The organism is Pseudomonas zeae (assembly GCF_014268485.2).
GTDB lineage: Bacteria > Pseudomonadota > Gammaproteobacteria > Pseudomonadales > Pseudomonadaceae > Aquipseudomonas > Aquipseudomonas neuropathica.
In genome coordinates this window covers 2922063-2940155 of sequence record NZ_CP077090.1, presented here as the reverse complement: position 1 = coordinate 2940155, position 18093 = coordinate 2922063, and the positions used below count along the sequence as shown (strand labels likewise).

Here is an 18093-nt window from a genome sequence, read left to right as displayed (position 1 = left end):
AAGGGTAAAACCGCCAGCAAAACGCGGCGATGGTATACCAAGCGTTCCGTTATTGAAACTTATTCCCATTCGTATATTTAACCGATCGAGTGCCGACAGGTAGGTCACCCATTGCGCCGCACAAAAACCTTGGTCAAACGTGCAATAGTTGTTTCGTCATCGCCATCGAGGTCTCCAGCGACTGCCCGGTACGCTGCAACTTGTTCAGCAAACTCGCGCCCAACCACAGCTGATACAAGGTTTCCGCCAGATGCCGGGCATCGCCTTTGGGCAGGCTGTCTTCGGCCTGACCCTGTTCGATGCAAAGCGCAATGCGCGCCACCACTTGCTCGGCGCCATCGCGCAAGGTGAGGCGCATCGACTCCGACAGGTCGGCGACTTCGGCACTGAGTTTCACCACCAGACATTCATCGCCGTGGCCTTCGAGGGTGCAGCGGTTCTGCCAGCCCTGCCAGTAATCCATCAGCCGCTCGTACGCGCTCAGGCCTGGCAGCGTCAGGCGCCGTTCCATGTCAGCGAGGTAATCGACGAAGTAATCCGCCAGCAATGCCTGGCCGTACAGTTCTTTGGATTTGAAGTAGTGATAGAACGAACCCTTGGGCACACCGGCGGTTTGCAGGATCTCGTTGAGGCCGACACTGGTGAAGCCCTTTTCGGCCATCATTCGGTGGCCGGTGTCGAGCAAGTGTTGGCGGGTGTCGTCGTAGGTCGGTTTCATGGGGCGCGAATTACCAGGCAATAGACCAGTCGTATTTTCTGAGGAACGGAAGTTTGCCATACCTGTCGATGAAAAACCTTCGGATAAAAAATTACTAGACGACTGGTCTAATTGGAATCTATGCTGCGCCCCGACAAACGTTTTCTGACCGGTGTGGCCGATGCGCGAATGTTTCGCCCAATCGAAGACGCCCAACCTACGCAAGGTGCTCTATGAAAATCTTGATGGTTCTGACTTCCCACGATCAACTCGGCGACACCGGCAAGAAAACCGGCTTCTGGCTGGAAGAATTCGCCGCGCCCTACTACGCCTTCAAGGACGCCGGTGCCGACGTCACCCTGGTCTCGCCGGCCGGTGGCCAGCCGCCGCTGGACCCGAAAAGCGATGAGCCCGATGCGCAGACCGCCGAGACTGATCGCTTCCGCAAAGACTCTGCCGCGCAACAGGCACTGGCCAACACCGGCCGCTTGGCCGACGTCAACGCTGATGACTTTGATGCCGTGTTTTACCCGGGTGGCCATGGCCCGCTGTGGGATCTGGCCGAAGACAAGCAGTCGATCGCGTTGATCGAAGCGTTTGACCGCGCCAACAAACCCCACGGTTTCGTCTGCCATGCGCCTGGCGTATTGCGTCATGTCCTTACCGCTGACGGCAAACCGCTGGTGCAGCATCGCCAGGTCACCGGTTTCACCAACGCCGAAGAAGAAGCAGTCGGCCTGACAAAAGTGGTGCCGTTCCTGATCGAGGACGAATTCCAGCGTCTCGGTGGTTATTACTCGAAAGTCGCTGACTGGCAGGTTCATGTGGTCGCCGACGGGCAACTGGTCACTGGCCAGAATCCGGCCAGTTCCGCCGCCGTCGCCGAGAAACTGCTGAAGATGCTCGGCTAAAACCTCGAACAACCCTTCCAAACGCCGGGTGCGTCTTGCCCGGCGTTATTTTTTCGCCCAGCCAATAGACGACTGGTCTAATATTCCGCAAACAAGGTCTTCCATGAACCACAGCAGTTTCTTCACCCCCGCCAAACTGGGTCATCACACCCTGAAAAACCGTATCGTCCTGCCGCCCCTCACCCGCCAGCGCAGCACGCAACCGGGCAATATCGCCAACGAGCTGATGGCCGAGTATTACCAACAGCGCGCCGGCGCCGGTCTGCTGGTCACCGAAGGCACACAAATCGAACCTCGTGGCCAGGGTTATGCGTGGACGCCGGGTATTCATACGCCTGAGCAAATCGCCGGTTGGCGCAAAGTCACCGACGCCGTGCACGCCGTGGACGGGGTGATTTTCGCCCAGTTGTGGCACGTTGGCCGTGTCTCGCACACCGCGTTGCAGCCCAACGGCGCAGCTCCGGTTTCAGCCTCCGCCGTGGCTACCGACCGCGTCAGCGTGTTTATCGAAACCGCGCCCGGCGCCGGTGAACTGGTTCCACCGTCGGCACCTCGCGCACTGAGCACAGATGAAGTTCAGGAACTGGTGCAGCTGTATATCCAGGCTGCGCGCAACGCGATGGATGCCGGTTTCGACGGCATCGAACTGCATTGCGCCAACGGCTATCTGGTCAACCAGTTCATCTCGGCCCACAGCAACCTGCGCACCGATCAGTACGGCGGCTCGCTGGACAATCGCCTGCGTTTTCTGCGCGAAGTGGTGGCCGGTGTTGCCGAATGCATCGGCAAGGAAAAAGTCGGCGTGCGCTTCGCCCCGCTGTTCACCACCACTGATGAAGCGCGGACCTATTTGGGCATGGTCGAGGAAGACCCGCACACAACTTACATCGAAGCGATCAAAGTGCTGCAGGACGTGGGCATCGCCTATCTGTCGATCGCCGAAGCCGATTGGGACAACGCCCCGGCGATGCCATTGACGTTTCGTCAGGCAGTACGCGCAACCTTCAGCGGCGCGATCATTTACGCCGGGCGCTACACCGCCGAATCCGGGGCGCAACTGCTCGACTCCGGGCTGGCGGATCTGGTCGCTTTCGGCCGCCCGTTCATGGCCAACCCCGACCTGCCGGCGCGCATTGCCAATGACTGGCCGTTGAATGTACTGAACCCGGCGACGGTGTATGGCGGCAACGCCGAGGGCTATGTGGATTACCCCGTTTATCCCGGCTAACCCTTTCCACGCGGCGTCAAGCGCTCCCGCAACAGCGGGAACGTTGATCCGAGTCGCAGTGCAAGCCCTTGTGGGAGCGAGCCTGCTCGCGAAAGCGCCATGTCAGTCAGCCAAAATATTGAATGTGACGCCGCCTTCGCGAGCAGGCTCGCTCCCACAGGGAAGATCTGAATATCACGCAATTCACCGCACAAAAACCTATACACAAACTACAATCTGTACAACTATCTGGACTTAGCACTTAAACGTCCACGCGGCAGCCTGCTGCCCTTACGCTGAATTCGTGAAATGAACAAAACCCGTCGGTTGTGCCTGGTGCTGGGTGACCAGTTATCGTTTGATCTGGCGTCATTGGCCGGACTGGATAGCGAACACGACCGTGTGCTGATGGTCGAGGTCATGGAAGAAGCCACCCATGTCGCCCATCACCCGCAGAAGATCGCGCTGATTTTCAGTGCCATGCGTCACTTTGCTCAGGCGCTGGAGAACCAGGGCATCCACGTGCATTACGTGGCCCTCGACGACCCGCAGAACAGCGGCTCGGTGCCCGGCGAGCTGAAGCGCTGGCAGGCTTTGTTGCAGGCCAGCGAGTTGCACGTGACGGAGTGCGGAGACTGGCGCCTGGAGCAATCGCTAAAAGCATGTGGTGTGCCGATCCACTGGCACGCGGACGGCCGCTTCCTGTGCAGCCGCGATGAGTTTCGCGCTTGGGCCGCAGGCAAAAAACAGTTGCGCATGGAGTTCTTCTACCGGGAGATGCGCCGCAAAAGTCGCCTGTTGCTCAACGGTGACGGCACGCCGGTCGGCGGCGCGTGGAACTTTGACGCCGAGAATCGCAAAGCTTTGCCGAAAACCGTCAAGTCACCCTACCCGGCCGGTTTTGCCAACGATGCAATCACCGTCGAAGTCCTCGCCTTGGTAAAACACCGTTTCGCCAGTCATTACGGCAGTCTGGAGGACTTCAACTATCCGGTGACGCACGCCGATGCGCAGGCGCTCTGGGCGTACTTTCTCGACTACGCCCTGGCCGGCTTCGGCGACTATCAGGACGCCATGGCCAGCGGCGAGCCGTTTCTGTTCCATGCGCGCATCAGCGCGGCGCTGAACATCGGCTTGCTCGACCTGCGCCAACTCTGCGCTGATGTGGAGTCGGCCTATTGGTCCGGCGGTATCGCGCTGAATGCTGCCGAAGGTTTCATCCGCCAACTGATCGGCTGGCGCGAATATGTCCGTGGCGTTTACTGGCTGCACATGCCCGAGTACGCCGAGGGCAATGCATTTGCCAACCAGCGGCCATTGCCGGAGTTCTACTGGACCGGTGCTACCAAAATGAATTGCATGCGCCAGGCCATCGGCCAAAGCCTCAAACACGCCTACGCCCATCACATCCAGCGCCTGATGGTCACCGGCAACTTCGCCCTGCTCGCCGGCATCGCGCCGAAGCAGATTTGCGAATGGTATCTGGCAATTTACATGGATGCGTTCGATTGGGTCGAACTGCCCAACACCCTCGGCATGGTCATGCACGCCGATGGCGGTTACCTCGGTTCCAAGCCTTATTGTGCCAGCGGCCAGTACATCAACCGGATGTCCGACTACTGTCGCGACTGTGCTTACTCGGTGCGCGAAACCACGGCCGACAACGCCTGCCCGTTCAACGCCCTGTACTGGCATTTCCTGATGCGCCACGCCGACCTTCTACGGAACAATCAGCGCATGGCCATGATGTACAAAAACCTCGACCGCATGCCGCCAGCCAAACAACAGGCACTGTGGCAACGCGGCCAACAGTTGCTCGACACGCTGGATAACGGCGACTCGTTATGAAAACGCACGCGCCCGTGCCCCGCGTGCAACTTAAACAGGGCCCCCCGGGTCAATGGCTCACAAAGCTTACGAAGCAACCTGGGTGTTCGCTTGAAACACGCCTATTGAACGCAGACCAATAATCAAGGCATGAGGGGTGGATATCCTGAAACAGCTTACTCGCGAGGAGCTTGAGTCCGAGGTCACGCGCCTGCGCCTGGCCGTCAAAGCGACCTGCGACGCCGTCTGGGACTGGAATCTGACAACCCATCAGATTGTCTGGAACGACGCGTTGGAACAGGCGTACGGCTATGCCCCCAGCGCCATCGAACCGACGTGTGACTGGCGCTTTGCGCAGATCCACCAGCAGGATCGCGCGCGGGTCGAGACTTCGATTCGGGCGGCGATGGCGGGCACAGGCACCACCTGGAGTGCCGAGTACCGCTTCCGCTGTCAGGACGGATCCTACGCCGAGGTGCTCGACCGCGGGCATCTGATCCGCAATGCCGATGGCAAAGCCGAACGCATGATCGGGGCCATGCTCGACCTGACCCGTTCGCGAAGTGCCGAAACCGCACTGCGCAAAAGTGAAGAGCGCTTCAGCACCATTCTGGAAACCATCGAAGCCGCGTTCGCCATCGTCAAAGTCAAATTCGACGCCGACGACTACCCCATCGATTATTGCTTCGTTGAGGCCAACCCGGCGTTCGAGCGTCAGGCCGGGGTCAACCTGCGGGGCAAGTGGGTCACTGAGTTTGCGCCCAACCTGGAGAAATTCTGGTTCGAGACCTACGGCCATGTCGCCAAGACTGGCGAGCCGGCCAACTTCGAGAACTACGCCAACACCTTCGAACGCTGGTTCGACGTACGCGCCGTCCGTGTCGGTGACCCGGCCGATCGGCAGATTGCGATCTTCTTCAGCGACGTCACCGAGCGCCGCGACGCGCAGGAACGCTTGCGCGTCAGCGAGGCGATTGCTCGGGAAAACGTCGAACGGGTCCAACTGGCCTTGGCCGCCGGCGCCATTATCGGCACTTGGCACTGGCACTTGCCCACCGATCGTTTCTACGTCGACGAAGCCTTCGCCCGGGTTTTCAACCTTGACCCGGCACTGGGCCGCGACGGTCTGAGCCTGGAGCAAGTGGTAGTCACCGTGCACCCCGATGACCGCGAGGGGCTGACAATGGCAATCAATGACGCCCTTGCCCGCGGTGGCGCCTATTCGCATCAGTACCGAGTGCGCGGTGCGGATGGCAAATACACCTGGATCGAAGCCAACGGACGCGTCGAATGCGCCGAGGACGGCACGCCTTTACGCTTTCCCGGCGTGCTGATCGATGTCGAAGACCGGCGCAATGTCGAAGACGAACGCGACCGGGTCACCGCCGCTTTAAAAGCGCTCAACGACACACTGGAACAACGGGTCTCGGCGCGCACCGCAGAACTGATGCAGGCCGAAGAGAAGCTACGGCAATCGCAGAAAATGGAAGCCGTCGGGCAACTCACTGGCGGTCTGGCCCATGACTTCAACAACCTGCTGGCGGGGATCTGTGCCTCTCTGGAGCTGATGGAAAAACGCATCGCCCAAGGTCGTCTGAAGGACATCGACAAATACATGCTGATCGCCCAGGACGCCGCCAAACGCGCGACCGCCCTGACCCATCGCCTGCTGGCGTTCTCCCGCCGGCAGACCCTCGATCCTCGGCCGACTGAAGTCAACGCGCTGATTGCCGGCATGAGCGAACTGATCCAGCGCACCGTCGGCCCGAGCATTCGCCTGAAGACGGTCGTTGCCGCCGATCTGTGGCCGGCGCTGGTCGATGCCAGCCAACTGGAAAACGCTTTGCTCAACCTGTGCATCAACGCCCGTGATGCGATGCCCGATGGCGGCAGCATTACCGTTGAAACCGCCAATCGAACCTTCGATGCTGAATCGGCGCGAATCAGGGAGATGCCCGAAGGGCAATACCTGTGCCTGTCGGTTGCCGACACCGGTACCGGTATGAGTGCGGAGGTCATGGCCAAGGCGTTCGACCCGTTTTTCACCACCAAACCGCTGGGCCAGGGCACCGGGCTGGGGCTGTCGATGATCTACGGTTTCACCAAGCAATCCGGTGGCCAGGTGCGGGTGCAGTCGACCGTGGGGCAAGGCACCATCATCTGCATTTACCTGCCGCGCTACCGCGGCGAAACGCAGCGCAATCACGATGACACGCAAAACTCGGCAACCCTGCCGGCAAAGGCCGGTGAGACCATCCTGATTGTCGACGACGAACCCACCGTTCGAACGCTGCTCAAAGACGTGCTGAACGACCTCGGCTACAACCTGCTCGAAGCGGCCGACAGCGTTGAGGGACTGGAAGTATTGCGTTCCAGCGCGCACATCGATTTGCTCATCACCGATGTCGGCTTGCCGGGCGGCATGAACGGCCGGCAGATGGCCGATGCGGGCCGGGAAATCAGGCCGAGGCTGAAGACTTTGTTCATCACCGGGTACGCGGAAAACTCAGTGATCGGCAACGGTCAGCTCGGCCCGGGCATGCAGGTACTGACCAAACCGTTTGCCGTCGACACGCTGGTGTCACGAGTCGGTGGCCTGCTGTCCATCGACGTTGAGTGAGGGTTGCGCAGCGGATGTCATGAACCTGTTGCGCCCTGCCGTTTTCGCTTGATACAGCGCTTGGTCGGCGCACTCGATCAGAGCGCTCACCGGCTCCAGGTGCGCACCGCGCGCAGCGGCGATGCCGATGCTCAGGCTCACACGAGCCACCGGACTGGTGGGGTGGGCAATGTTGGCTTGCTGCAGGCGCTCGATAATCAGCTGCGCCACCACCGCAGCGCCGCCCATATCGGTGTCGGGCATGATCACGGCGAACTCTTCGCCGCCGTAGCGCGCCACCAGGTCCGACGGTCGCCGCACACACTCATCCAGCACGCTACCGACGGTTTGCAGACAAGCGTCGCCGGCAACATGCCCGAAGGCATCATTGAAGCGCTTGAAATAGTCGATATCGATCATCAGCAAGGCCAGTGACGAACCGTCGCGCTTTGCCCGACGCGCCTCTGTGGCCAGGGTCTGGTCGAAGCAGCGCCGATTCGCCAGCCCGGTCAGCGCATCCTTCATGGCCAACAACTCGAGTTGCCGATTGGAGCCGAGCAACTGCTGCTGAGCGATGCGCAGTTCGCCTTCAACCTGGGTCCGACGGCGGATGTCGAGGATCAAGAACCAGCCGATCAGACCGGTGAGCCCCAACAGCCCCGCCACCACCACCGCCGACAGCAGTGCCTCGGTTCGCCACGCCTTGAGCGCTTCACGCTTGCCGATGGCGACCGTGGTGATCAGTGGCAATTTCTCACTTTTGCGGAAGGCGTAGAGGCGTTCGACGCCATCCAGGCTGGAGGTATAAGACGCGGTGCCGACCGATTGATCGACCAGGTACTTGGCGTAGATCGGCGACTTGGAAAAGTTGCGGCCCATGTCCTGCTCGCGGAAGGGATAGCGCACCAGCAACGTACCGTCGGTATAGGACAAGCCGATGGCACCGTCCTGGCCGATGTCGAGTTTGCCGAACAGGCGCAGAAAGTTTTCCACGCCCAGGGTCACGGCCACAACCCCGGCGAACTCGCCGCGATCATTATTGAAACGGCGGCTGACGGTGATCACCCACTCCTGATTGGAACGGCTGCGGATCGGCGGCCCGATAAAGGGTTCGCGGCTCGGATCGGCGCGATGATGAATGAAATAGGCTCGATCACTGCTGTTGGCACCGACCGGAATCGGCCGGTTCGACGACATCAGCCAATGGCCATGGCGGTCATAGATGGTGATACCGCTGAGCTGTGGCATCAGCGGTTGCTGGCGGTTGATCAGTGCATTCAGGCGCTGAATCTGCGCGGGGCCACTGCCTTCGGTTTCCAGGCGTTCGACCAGCCCGAGCAACAGCAGCGAACTTTGCCGGACAATGCCTTCGGAATAGGTCTCGAGTGCTTGGGTCAGGTTCAACCCGTGCACGTTGACTTCCTCCAGCGCGCGATCGCGCGAAGACAGCACTTTCCAGATGGTCAGCGACGCCAGGGAGCAGCCGATGACCAGTAGCAAGAGGATGACGAGGTGTGTATCACGCTTCACGAAAGTACCTAATGGAAAGTCCGGTTTCCGGTTCCGGCCGTTACTGATTCAAGGCAATAACAGCAGTCGTATGTCCTCGACCGGCGCAAGGATACAAGTAGCGCGTCGAACGTGCAGCAACCGTATGACGGAACGTCGTTTTCAGCCCCTTGGCGTTGTTTCACAACGACACGGCAGCGGCCTGCAACTTATATTCACGGGCGCAGGTCATTAGGCTTGCTGAGGTTGAATCCATCCGCAAACCTCGAACATTGAAGACACCGCCGTGGCCGCTGACCTCGATCGCCGCAACAACCTGTCCCTGGACAGCCTGAACTTTTTCCTCGCCGACGTGCGCGACGGCCTCGGCCCCTATCTGGCCATCTACCTGTTGGCGGTGCATCACTGGGAGCCGGCCAGCATTGGTCTGGTGATGACCATCGCCGGGGTCGCCGCGCTGATCACCCAGACACCCGCCGGCGCCTGGGTCGACAACAGCCGGCGCAAACGTGCGTTGATTGCGATCGCCGCGCTGGTGGTGACCGGAAGCTGCCTGGTGCTGCCATTCGTGACGTCGTTCACTTGGGTGGCGCTGACGCAAACCTTGAGCGCAATGGCCGCCTCGATATTCGCCCCGGCCATTTGTGCGATTACCCTGGGCATGACCGGGCCACGGGCGTTCACTCGGCGAACCGGGCGCAACGAAACCTTCAATCATGCCGGCAATGCCTGCGCCGCACTGCTGGCCGGTATATTTGCCTACCTGTTCGGCCCGGTGGCGGTGTTCTATCTGATGGCGGCCATGGCCCTGGCCAGTGTCATTGCCATCGCCTGCGTTTCGCCAGCAGCCATCGACCATGATCTGGCGCGCGGACTGGATCCGGCCGACGCCAGCCACCGCCAGCCTTCCGGTTTGTCGGTGCTGCTGAGCAACCGGCCGCTGTTGCTGTTCGCCATTTGCTGTGCGCTGTTCCACCTCGCCAATGCGGCGATGTTGCCGTTGGTGAGTCAAAAACTCGCGCAAGCCAATTTGCAGATGGCCACCCCGTTGACTTCGGCCTGCATCGTCGCGGCGCAATTGGTGATGGTGCCGGCGGCATTGCTGGTCGGGGCAAAAGCCGATCTGTGGGGACGCAAGCCGCTGCTGCTGGCCGGTTTTCTGATCCTGCCGTTGCGCGGCGTGCTTTATACGCTGTCGGACGATGCCTATTGGCTGGTCGCGGTGCAACTGCTCGACGGCGTCGGCGCCGGTCTGTTCGGCGCCTTGTTTCCGATCATGGTCAAAGACCTCACCCAGGGCACCGGTCACTTCAACATCAGCCTCGGCGCGCTGACGACAGCCTTCGGACTCGGCGCGGCACTGAGCAACGGCCTCGCCGGACTCGTGGTGCAAGAGGCCGGTTACAGCGCGGCGTTTCTGACCCTGGCCGCTATTGCGGCGGTGGCGGTTGTGTTGCTTGGGATCGGGGTGCCGGAAACTCAGCGCAGTGGCCGGCAAGCTGAAACCGGATTGGTCGAGGCCAGCACCGAATCCTCAGCGTAATCCATATTCCGTCCCTGCCCTCTCATCGCCGCCAAATCGTGTTTGCGCGGCATTAAAAATCCAGGATTCAGTGGATCAGGCAAGCAATCCAGAGGAATGCACTTCGGCGCCGAGGCGCTGATCGAGAGAATGTTCGTGCACAGGCTCAGACGAATAAACCCTCAATCGCAAGGACATTCCAGTGAAAGGTTTTTGCTTGGCCCTCGGGCTGCTCTTCAGTACTTTTTCAGCCATGGGAGCCGATATGTCGAACGGCGCAGACAACTTCTACACCAGCGATAAAGTGACCGTGGAAAAGGTCACCTTCAAGAACCAGTACGGAATGAAGGTCGCAGGCAATCTGTTCAGCCTGAAGAACCTCGACCCACAGTCAAAAAATGCCGCAATCATCGTCGGCCACCCGATGGGCGCAGTGAAGGAGCAAAGCGCCAATCTCTACGCGACCAAAATGGCGGAACAGGGTTTCGTCACGCTGTCGTTCGACTTGTCCTTCTGGGGCGAAAGCGAGGGCCTGCCACGCCAGTCGGTTGCGCCGGACATTTATGCCGAAGACTTCAGCGCAGCGGTGGACTTTCTCGGCACTCGCCCACTGGTCGATCGCGAGCGTATCGGCGTTATCGGTATTTGCGGCAGCGGCAGCTTCGCCATCAGCGCCGCCAAGATCGACCCACGTTTGAAGGCGATTGCCACCGTCAGCATGTACGACATGGGTGCTGCCAACCGTAACGGTCTCAAACATTCGCTCACGCCAGCGCAACGCCAATCCATCATTGAACAGGCGGCGCAGCAGCGTGACGCGCAGTCCTGGGGCGGCCCGGTCCGCTACACCGGCGGCACACCGCTCAAACTCACTGGCAATGCCGTGGGTGACGAGTTCTACGATTTCTACCGCACCCCGCGTGGCCAGGTCACCCCGGCCGGTGCTTCGCCGCAGACCACCACCATGCCGACGCTGATCAGCAATGTGAAGTTCATGAACTTCTACCCGTTCAATGACATCGAGAGCATCTCCCCGCGCCCGCTGCTGTTCATTGCCGGCGCTCAGGCGCACTCCCGCGAGTTCAGTGAAGACGCGTACCAGCGCGCGGCCGAGCCCAAAGAGCTGCTGATCATTCCAGGGGCCGGCCATGTCGACTTGTACGACCGGGTCAACCTGATTCCCTTCGCCAAATTGACCACGTTCTTCAGCCATAACCTGAAGTAACGTCATCGAAACGCTGCTAGCACTTTAAAGCGCAGACACGACAAAAGCCTGCTTTCAGAGCAGGCTTTTGTTCGGTCGCGTCGGCTTACTTCTGCTGAGCCGTCAGCGCCGAGTAGCTGTTCATCAGGTTGCGGTAGTTGGGGATGCGCTGCGACAGCAGATTACCCAAGCCTTCAATATCGTTGCGCCAGTCGCGGTGCAGCTCACAGGCCACCGAGAACCAGTTCATCATCTGCGCACCGGCTTGGGTCATGCGGCTCCATGCAGCCTGTTGCACTGTGGTGTTGAAAGTGCCGGAAGCGTCGGTCACCACAAACACATCAAACCCTTCTGCCAGCGCCGACAAGGTCGGGAACGCTACGCACACATCCGTCACCACACCGGCAATGATGATCTGCTTGCGGCCGGTGGCTTTGATCGCCTTCACAAAATCTTCGTTGTCCCAGGCGTTGATCTGGCCTGGACGAGCGATGTACGGCGCGTCCGGGAACATCTCTTTCAACTCCGGTACCAGCGGGCCGTTCGGGCCTTGTTCGAAACTGGTGGTGAGGATGGTTGGCAGTTCGAAGAACTTCGCCAGATCCGCCAGGGCCAGCACGTTGTTCTTGAACTCGTTTGGCGAGAAGTCCTGCACCAGCGAAATCAGGCCGGTCTGGTGGTCGACCAGCAGCACGATAGCGTCGTCTTTGTTCAGGCGGTTGTAGGTTGGAGTGGTCATGGTGTGCGTCCCTTTTCAATGTTGGAAAGTTGTTGTTGCGTTCAAGTTGTGTACAGGTTACTGACGCATCGAAAAGGGATAAATCGGTTGAAATGTGTTTCACCGTCAACCTGAACAGGACAATTCAACGACGGTGTTCTCTTCGTTCCCACGTTGAAGCCAGCAAATTCAGGGTTATTAGCTAATAACACCTTCATTAAACCGTCGCTCAAACGTTGTACTAGGATAGGATCCAAGTCTGCGGTTTTTCGTCGACCAAGGAGATCGTCGACAGGGCTGCAGACGTTTTTGAATTAACGCCTCTCAGGGATGACACGCATATGAATTCACACTTGTTCCCCCACATCGGCAAGGTCATCGCCAGCACCGGCAGCCGGCACTTTCCGCGCATGCTGCATGACCTGATCCTGACGCAACTGGCGGTCGACGCCACGCACATCCGGCAGATGCGTGTCGAACCAGTGGGCCGCGCGTCGAGCCGCAGTGAGCCGGAGCCGCTGAAAGAGCCGGCCCTGCTCGCCGAAACGGTGTTTTCCGAACACAGTGCGGCAGCTCACCATTTACAGAATCCGCCGGCCGCGACCAGTGCGGACGCCTCGCAACTGCACCTGACCCGGCGCAAGGACGGCTATCGCTACGTGATTTCGGTGTACCGCAACGGCGAGTCGCAGCGTTTCTCCGCGCAGGAGCGCAGCCTGTTGCAGGACATCTCCCCGGTGCTGCTGCCGATGGTGGAAAAACACATCAACGCCCTGCAACCGGCCACCCCTGATCCACAAATTCCGTCCGAAGCAGCCGAAGGCAGCGGCCTGGAAACCTTGCGCCTGCGCTTTGACGAGCGCCTGGAGCAACTGGGGCTGAGCCTGTCCAACCGCGAAACCGAAGTGTGTGTCGGCCTGCTCGCCGGCCGCACGGCGCCGGAACTGGCGGAGCAATTGGCGTTGAAGGTCAACACCGTCGAGAGTTATCTGAAACGCGCGGCGATCAAGTTGGGCATCAGCGGGCGGCATTCGTTGATGCGCTGGATGTATTCGCCGTTGGAGGCGTTGGCGTCGAGTGCGGCTTGATACGCCGGGATTGCGACGCCTTCGGTATTTGGGTGGGTCAGTTGGATCTACCCCCTCACCCCAGCCCTCTCCCCCAAGGGGGCGAGGGGGAAAGGGAGCCGATCTCGGTTGAATTCGAAACTGAGTTCGACTTTGAGCCGATCTTTGTGCTGTTCAAACCCTGAGTTCGACTCGGTATCTCACGTCGGTGCATCTCGAAAGAACACCTCGGTCAGTCCCCTCTCCCCCTGGGAGAGGGTTAGGGTGAGGGCAATTCCGCGACGTGCTCCAATGCCTGATTCACCGCCAATTCCCCCAACATCACCACTTGCGCAATACCCAGCAAGGTATTGCGATGCGGCCCCTCCAGCATCCCGGCAAAATCAGACAACATGACCGAGGCGGATGCCAGCGATTCACAGGCGTTTGCCAGCAGGGATTCGGTATCAATTTGCGGGTTGACCCGGAACATAACATTGGGCGTATAGGGCGTGGCCATGATGTTGGCCGCAGTCACCGGCGGATCGGGTGTCTTGGACATCAGCTCAAACTCCTTCTGCGCAGCAAGGGAGCAGGCTCCCTCCCGCGGCTGTTCCGCAATTAGTTGGGCAGGCGCTGGTTGTCGAGGACGCGACTCACCACCAATTCACTCAACATGATCACCTGCTGCAGGATCAGCATTTTCTTGCGGTGAGGGCTGTCGACCGAGTCAGCAAGGTCGCGGGCCATGTCACTGGCCGAGGACAACGATTCGTAGGCTTCAACCAGCAGGGTTTCGTCGTCGACGGTGGGGTCGATCAGGTAGATCTTGCCGGTTTTGCGGGTGGGTTTTGAGGTTTTGAGTGCGGAAGGGTTGAGGTAGAAATTGATCGCCCGCTCTGTGGCCTCTTTGATGTTTTGAGGTTCCAGTGCGGCGTCGTAGGGGATCGGATCGGTGTCTGGTGGGTTGGGTGTGGCTTTGAACATAGATAAAGTCTCGTATCGAAATTAACCGGAGCCATCACTTTCGCTACCAAACGAAGGTGGCGGCCATGCGCGGGTTGGTAGACCGGTCGATACGGAAACCCGGCGCTCATGAATGAGCCCCACGCATGTCCACCATATAAAACGCAGCCGCAAAAAGAGACTGCATAAGGTGGCGCCATACGGCGGTACCGAAGCGGGCTACCAAACCCGATCACTGATTTGCAGTGACAGGCGAACGATATATCCCGACCCATAGCCGCGTAAGCCGGCGGATTCTGGCGTACGCGTAGGTAACGACGCAAGGTGTTGTAGGCGGTATGACGTAACGGTTCGTGTAATTTAAACGCGCTCACGGCGTTATGTTTATTGATGGAAATACTGGATGCGGTGGTTCCAGGTTTTGCGGTGTGTCAGTGAGATTCCCCCCTCACCCCAGCCCTCTCCCCCCAAGGGGGGCGAGGGGGAAAGGGAGCCGATCTTGGTTGAATTCGAAACTGAGTTCGACTTGGGAGCCGATTTTTGTGCTGTTCAAAACCTGAGTTCGACTCGGTATCCCACGTCGGCGTATCTCCAGCAAACACTGCGGTCAGTCCCCTCTCCCTCTGGGAGAGGGTTAGGGTGAGGGCAATCCCGCGACGTGCTCCAATGCCTGATTCACCGGCAATCCCCCCAACATCACGACCTGTGCAATGTCCAGCAGGTTTGATGAGGGCCGCTTTTAATCCCGCGCCAACGCCTCAATCGGATCAAGCCGCGAAGCATTCCGCGCCGGCACAAAGCCAAACACAATCCCGATCAACGTCGAGCACACTACCGCCGTCAGCACCGACGCCAGCGAAAACACCATCTCCCACTCTTTGATAAACACCGAAAACAAATGCCCGATCGCATACGACAGGGAAATCCCGATCGCCCCGCCCAACAGACAAACCATCACCGCCTCCACCAGAAACTGCTGACGAATGTCCGACTGCCGCGCCCCCACCGCCATGCGAATGCCGATCTCACGGGTCCGTTCGGTCACCGACACCAGCATGATGTTCATCACCCCGATGCCGCCGACCACCAGGGAAATCACCGCAATCAGCGACAGCAGCAACGCCAGCGAGCGGCTGGTTTTCTGCACGGTCTGCAAGACGCTGTCGAGGTTGTTGGTGAAGAAATCCTTGGTGCCGTGGCGTTGCAGCAGCAGTTGGGTGACGTGCTCTTCCACCACTTTGCTCGGCTGGCCGTCCTTCATGCGCACGCTGATGCTGTCCAGATAACGCTGGCCCAACACCCGCCCGGCCGCCGTTTCGTAGGGCACCCAGACGTTGAGGGTCTTGCCCGAGGCAAACAGGCTTTTATCCTGCGCGGCCACGCCGATCACTGTGCATGGCAGGTTGCCAATCAGGATCACCTGGCCCAACGGGTCGACATCCTGGCCAAACAGGCGCTGCCGGGTGTTGTGATCGATGACCACCACCTGCGCCTGGCGCCGCGCATCGCTTTCGCTGAACGGGATGCCCGCGGCCATTTTGATCCCGCGCACCTTAAAGTACTGATCGCTGACGCCGTTGACCTGCGCATCCAGATCGATATTGCGATAACGCAACAACAGGCTGCGGCCGATCATCGGCGTGGCGCTGTCGACGTAGTACAACTGATTCAGCGCGGTGACGTCAGCCGGCGTCAGGGTTTCAATGGCGGCGGCACGTTTGTCGCCATAACTGCTGCCGGGATAGACATCGATGGTATTGCTGCCAATCGCCGCAATGTCCTTGAGCACGTAGTTTTTCGCACCCTCCCCGACCGCCGAAATCGACACCACCGACGTGATGCCAATGACGATGCCGAGCATGGTCAGCAAGGTACGCATGCGGTGCGAGATCAACGCCACCCACGCCATGGCGAACGCCTCTTTGAACAACCCGAGACTGGCGACCAGGCGACGCGAAGCGGTGGCTTTCGGTGCCACCGGTTCTTCGCTGAGCAGGTGCGTGGTATCGCGTTCATTGCTGCGGTCGCTGAGGATTTCGCCGTCGCTGACTTCGATGATGCGCTCGGCATTGGCCGCCACTTTCGGGTCGTGAGTGACCAGAATCACCGTGTGCCCCGCCGCGTGCAGCTCCAGCAGGATGCGCATGACCTCCTTGCCGCTGGCCGTGTCGAGGGCGCCGGTCGGTTCGTCGGCGAGGATCACTTCGCCGCCGTTCATCAAAGCGCGGGCGATACTCACGCGCTGTTGCTGACCGCCGGAGAGCTGGCTCGGCCGATGCGTCAAATGGCCTTCCAGACCCAGTCGCGCCAACAACTCACGGGCACGGGCATGGCGTTGAAGCTGCGGCGTACCGGCGTAAATCGCCGGCATCTCGACGTTGTGCATTGCGCTCAAATGCGGCAGCAAGTGGTAACGCTGGAAGATGAAACCAAAGTAATCGCGGCGCAGCTCGGCCAGGGCCTGATTGTCCAGATCGCGGGTTTCCTGGCCGTTGATCCTGTAGCTGCCAGCGGTGGCGTAATCGAGGCAACCGAGGATGTTCATCAGCGTCGATTTGCCGGAACCGGAGGCACCAATGATCGCCACCATTTCCCCGGCGTTGATCGTCAGGTTGATGTTGTTCAGCGCGAGAAACTCGCGGTCGCCAGCGGTGAAACTGCGGGTGATGCCGGTCAGTTGTAGCAGTGGCTCAGTCATGCTCAGGCCCCCACCACATTGTTCACCGGATCACCGATCACCACGCGGTCGCCTTCTGCCAGACCGGCGTTGATCTGCACTTTGACGTTGTTGTTGATCCCGGTCTGCACATTGCGCGACTGCGCGTGGCCCTTGGCGTCGAGCACGCGCACGGGGAAGCTGCCATCGGCATTGCGCGGGCCGAGCGCCGCCACCGGCACGGTCAGTACCGACTTGGCGGTGTCGAGGATAATGCGCACCTGCGCGGTCATCGAGATGCGCAGGCGATGATCGGGATTGGGCACCTCGAACAAAGCGTTGTAGAACACCGCGCTGCTTTGCTTCGGCGTACCGGCGGGCGGTGTTTCAAGAAAGTTCTGCGGCGCCGGGTCCGTGCCGCGCAGTTTCGCGTAGTAGCGTTTGTCCTCGCCGAGAATGGTGAAATACACCTCTTGCCCCGGGGCGATGTGAATCACGTCGGCTTCGGACACCTGCGCCTTGACCGTCATGGTGTCCAGATCCGCCAGTTTCAGCAGGACCGGCGCCAGTTGGCTGGCGATCACCGTCTGGCCTTCCTGAGTGACCACGCCGACCACGTCGCCATCAATCGGCGCAACAATCCGTGTGTAGGCCAGATTGACCTTGGCCGTGTCGATCTGGATGTGCGCGCTTTTGATCTGCGCATCCAGCGACATCAGATTGGCCTGTTGCACCTGATAATCCGACTCGGCGGTTTCGAAGTCCTGGCGCGAGATCGACGCGTCGTCCTGCAAGTTCTTGTAGCGCTCGTAAATCGCTTTGGTCTGCCTGAGCTGAGCCTGGGTCGCGCGTTTTTGCGCTTGCAGGTTTTCCTCATCAACCTGGGCCTGACGCAAAGTGTTCTGCAACACCAGCGGATCGATTTCCGCCAGCCACTGGCCCTTCTTCACCTTGTCGCCGACCTTGACCTTGAGCGACTTCAATTGCCCCGACACTTGCGCGCCGACGTCCACTTGCTTGATGCCTTCGAGCAACCCGGTGGCGAGCACCGCGTTTTCAATATCACTGCGTTCCACCGGCGCGGTCAGGTATTGCGGCGCCTCGGCCGGTGCCTGCACCGCGTAGAACGCCAATCCCGCCACTGCCACCAACGCTAATCCCATACCGACTTTGCGCAACTTCGACTTTTCCATAAATAACCACAAGTCCGTTCAGGGGTGAGCCCGGCCAG

14 protein-coding genes are annotated in these 18093 nt (G+C 59.9%); 7 read left to right on the top strand and 7 right to left on the bottom strand.

Annotated elements, in window-relative coordinates:
- Nucleotides 1–133: 133 nt before the first annotated feature.
- Entirely contained in the window at nucleotides 134–718 is a 585-nt protein-coding gene (curR, locus tag HU754_RS12865) for a TetR family transcriptional repressor CurR (RefSeq protein WP_093430772.1), read from the bottom strand.
- Between the two features lie 212 nt (nucleotides 719–930).
- On the opposite strand from curR, the gene HU754_RS12860 reads away from it, so the two are divergent.
- The 4 genes from HU754_RS12860 to HU754_RS12845 all read left to right on the top strand — a co-directional run bounded on the left by HU754_RS12860 (nucleotide 931) and on the right by HU754_RS12845 (nucleotide 7262).
- Complete coding sequence (locus HU754_RS12860) at nucleotides 931–1608, top strand: type 1 glutamine amidotransferase domain-containing protein (protein ID WP_186624368.1); 678 nt, start codon at nucleotides 931–933, stop codon at nucleotides 1606–1608.
- Nucleotides 1609–1711: 103 nt separating this feature from the next.
- Complete coding sequence (locus HU754_RS12855) at nucleotides 1712–2836, top strand: alkene reductase (RefSeq protein ID WP_186624367.1); 1125 nt, start codon at nucleotides 1712–1714, stop codon at nucleotides 2834–2836.
- Between the two features lie 288 nt (nucleotides 2837–3124).
- Nucleotides 3125–4663, top strand: coding sequence for a cryptochrome/photolyase family protein (locus HU754_RS12850; protein ID WP_186624366.1), 1539 nt, complete (start codon nucleotides 3125–3127; stop codon nucleotides 4661–4663).
- A 136-nt stretch (nucleotides 4664–4799) separates the two neighbouring features.
- The gene (locus HU754_RS12845; RefSeq protein WP_186624365.1) at nucleotides 4800–7262 is read left to right on the top strand and encodes a hybrid sensor histidine kinase/response regulator; all 2463 of its coding nucleotides are present in this window, start codon (nucleotides 4800–4802) and stop codon (nucleotides 7260–7262) included.
- On the opposite strand, the gene HU754_RS12840 is transcribed toward HU754_RS12845, so the two are convergent.
- Nucleotides 7224–8771 carry a sensor domain-containing diguanylate cyclase gene (locus HU754_RS12840; RefSeq protein ID WP_186624364.1) on the bottom strand — a complete coding sequence of 516 codons (1548 nt, stop codon included), beginning with the start codon at nucleotides 8769–8771 and terminating at the stop codon, nucleotides 7224–7226. The genes HU754_RS12845 and HU754_RS12840 overlap by 39 nt on opposite strands.
- 265 nt (nucleotides 8772–9036) lie before the next feature.
- Between HU754_RS12840 and HU754_RS12835 the strand changes: the two genes are divergently transcribed.
- Entirely contained in the window at nucleotides 9037–10293 is a 1257-nt protein-coding gene (locus HU754_RS12835) for an MFS transporter (protein WP_186624363.1), read from the top strand.
- A 181-nt stretch (nucleotides 10294–10474) separates the two neighbouring features.
- Nucleotides 10475–11497, top strand: a complete 1023-nt coding sequence (locus HU754_RS12830) for an alpha/beta hydrolase (RefSeq protein ID WP_186624362.1) — start codon at nucleotides 10475–10477, stop codon at nucleotides 11495–11497.
- Between the two features lie 85 nt (nucleotides 11498–11582).
- On the opposite strand, the gene ycaC is transcribed toward HU754_RS12830, so the two are convergent.
- Complete coding sequence (ycaC, locus tag HU754_RS12825) at nucleotides 11583–12215, bottom strand: isochorismate family cysteine hydrolase YcaC (RefSeq protein WP_007916011.1); 633 nt, start codon at nucleotides 12213–12215, stop codon at nucleotides 11583–11585.
- Between the two features lie 320 nt (nucleotides 12216–12535).
- On the opposite strand from ycaC, the gene HU754_RS12820 reads away from it, so the two are divergent.
- A complete protein-coding gene (locus HU754_RS12820; RefSeq protein WP_186624361.1) occupies nucleotides 12536–13282 on the top strand; it encodes a response regulator transcription factor in 747 nt (248 codons plus the stop codon).
- A 238-nt stretch (nucleotides 13283–13520) separates the two neighbouring features.
- On the opposite strand, the gene HU754_RS12815 is transcribed toward HU754_RS12820, so the two are convergent.
- From HU754_RS12815 to macA, 4 genes are all read right to left on the bottom strand, one after another.
- A complete protein-coding gene (locus HU754_RS12815) occupies nucleotides 13521–13907 on the bottom strand; it encodes a DUF6124 family protein (RefSeq protein ID WP_437182486.1) in 387 nt (128 codons plus the stop codon).
- The gene (locus tag HU754_RS12810; RefSeq protein WP_186624360.1) at nucleotides 13862–14227 is read right to left on the bottom strand and encodes a DUF6124 family protein; all 366 of its coding nucleotides are present in this window, start codon (nucleotides 14225–14227) and stop codon (nucleotides 13862–13864) included. The genes HU754_RS12815 and HU754_RS12810 overlap by 46 nt, the downstream gene beginning before the upstream one ends.
- A 718-nt stretch (nucleotides 14228–14945) precedes the next feature.
- Nucleotides 14946–16904 (bottom strand): MacB family efflux pump subunit, encoded by a 1959-nt coding sequence (locus tag HU754_RS12805; protein ID WP_116254885.1) that lies wholly within the window; start codon nucleotides 16902–16904, stop codon nucleotides 14946–14948.
- 2 nt (nucleotides 16905–16906) lie between these two features.
- Complete coding sequence (gene macA / locus HU754_RS12800; RefSeq protein WP_186624359.1) at nucleotides 16907–18055, bottom strand: macrolide transporter subunit MacA; 1149 nt, start codon at nucleotides 18053–18055, stop codon at nucleotides 16907–16909.
- Nucleotides 18056–18093 lie beyond the last annotated feature (38 nt).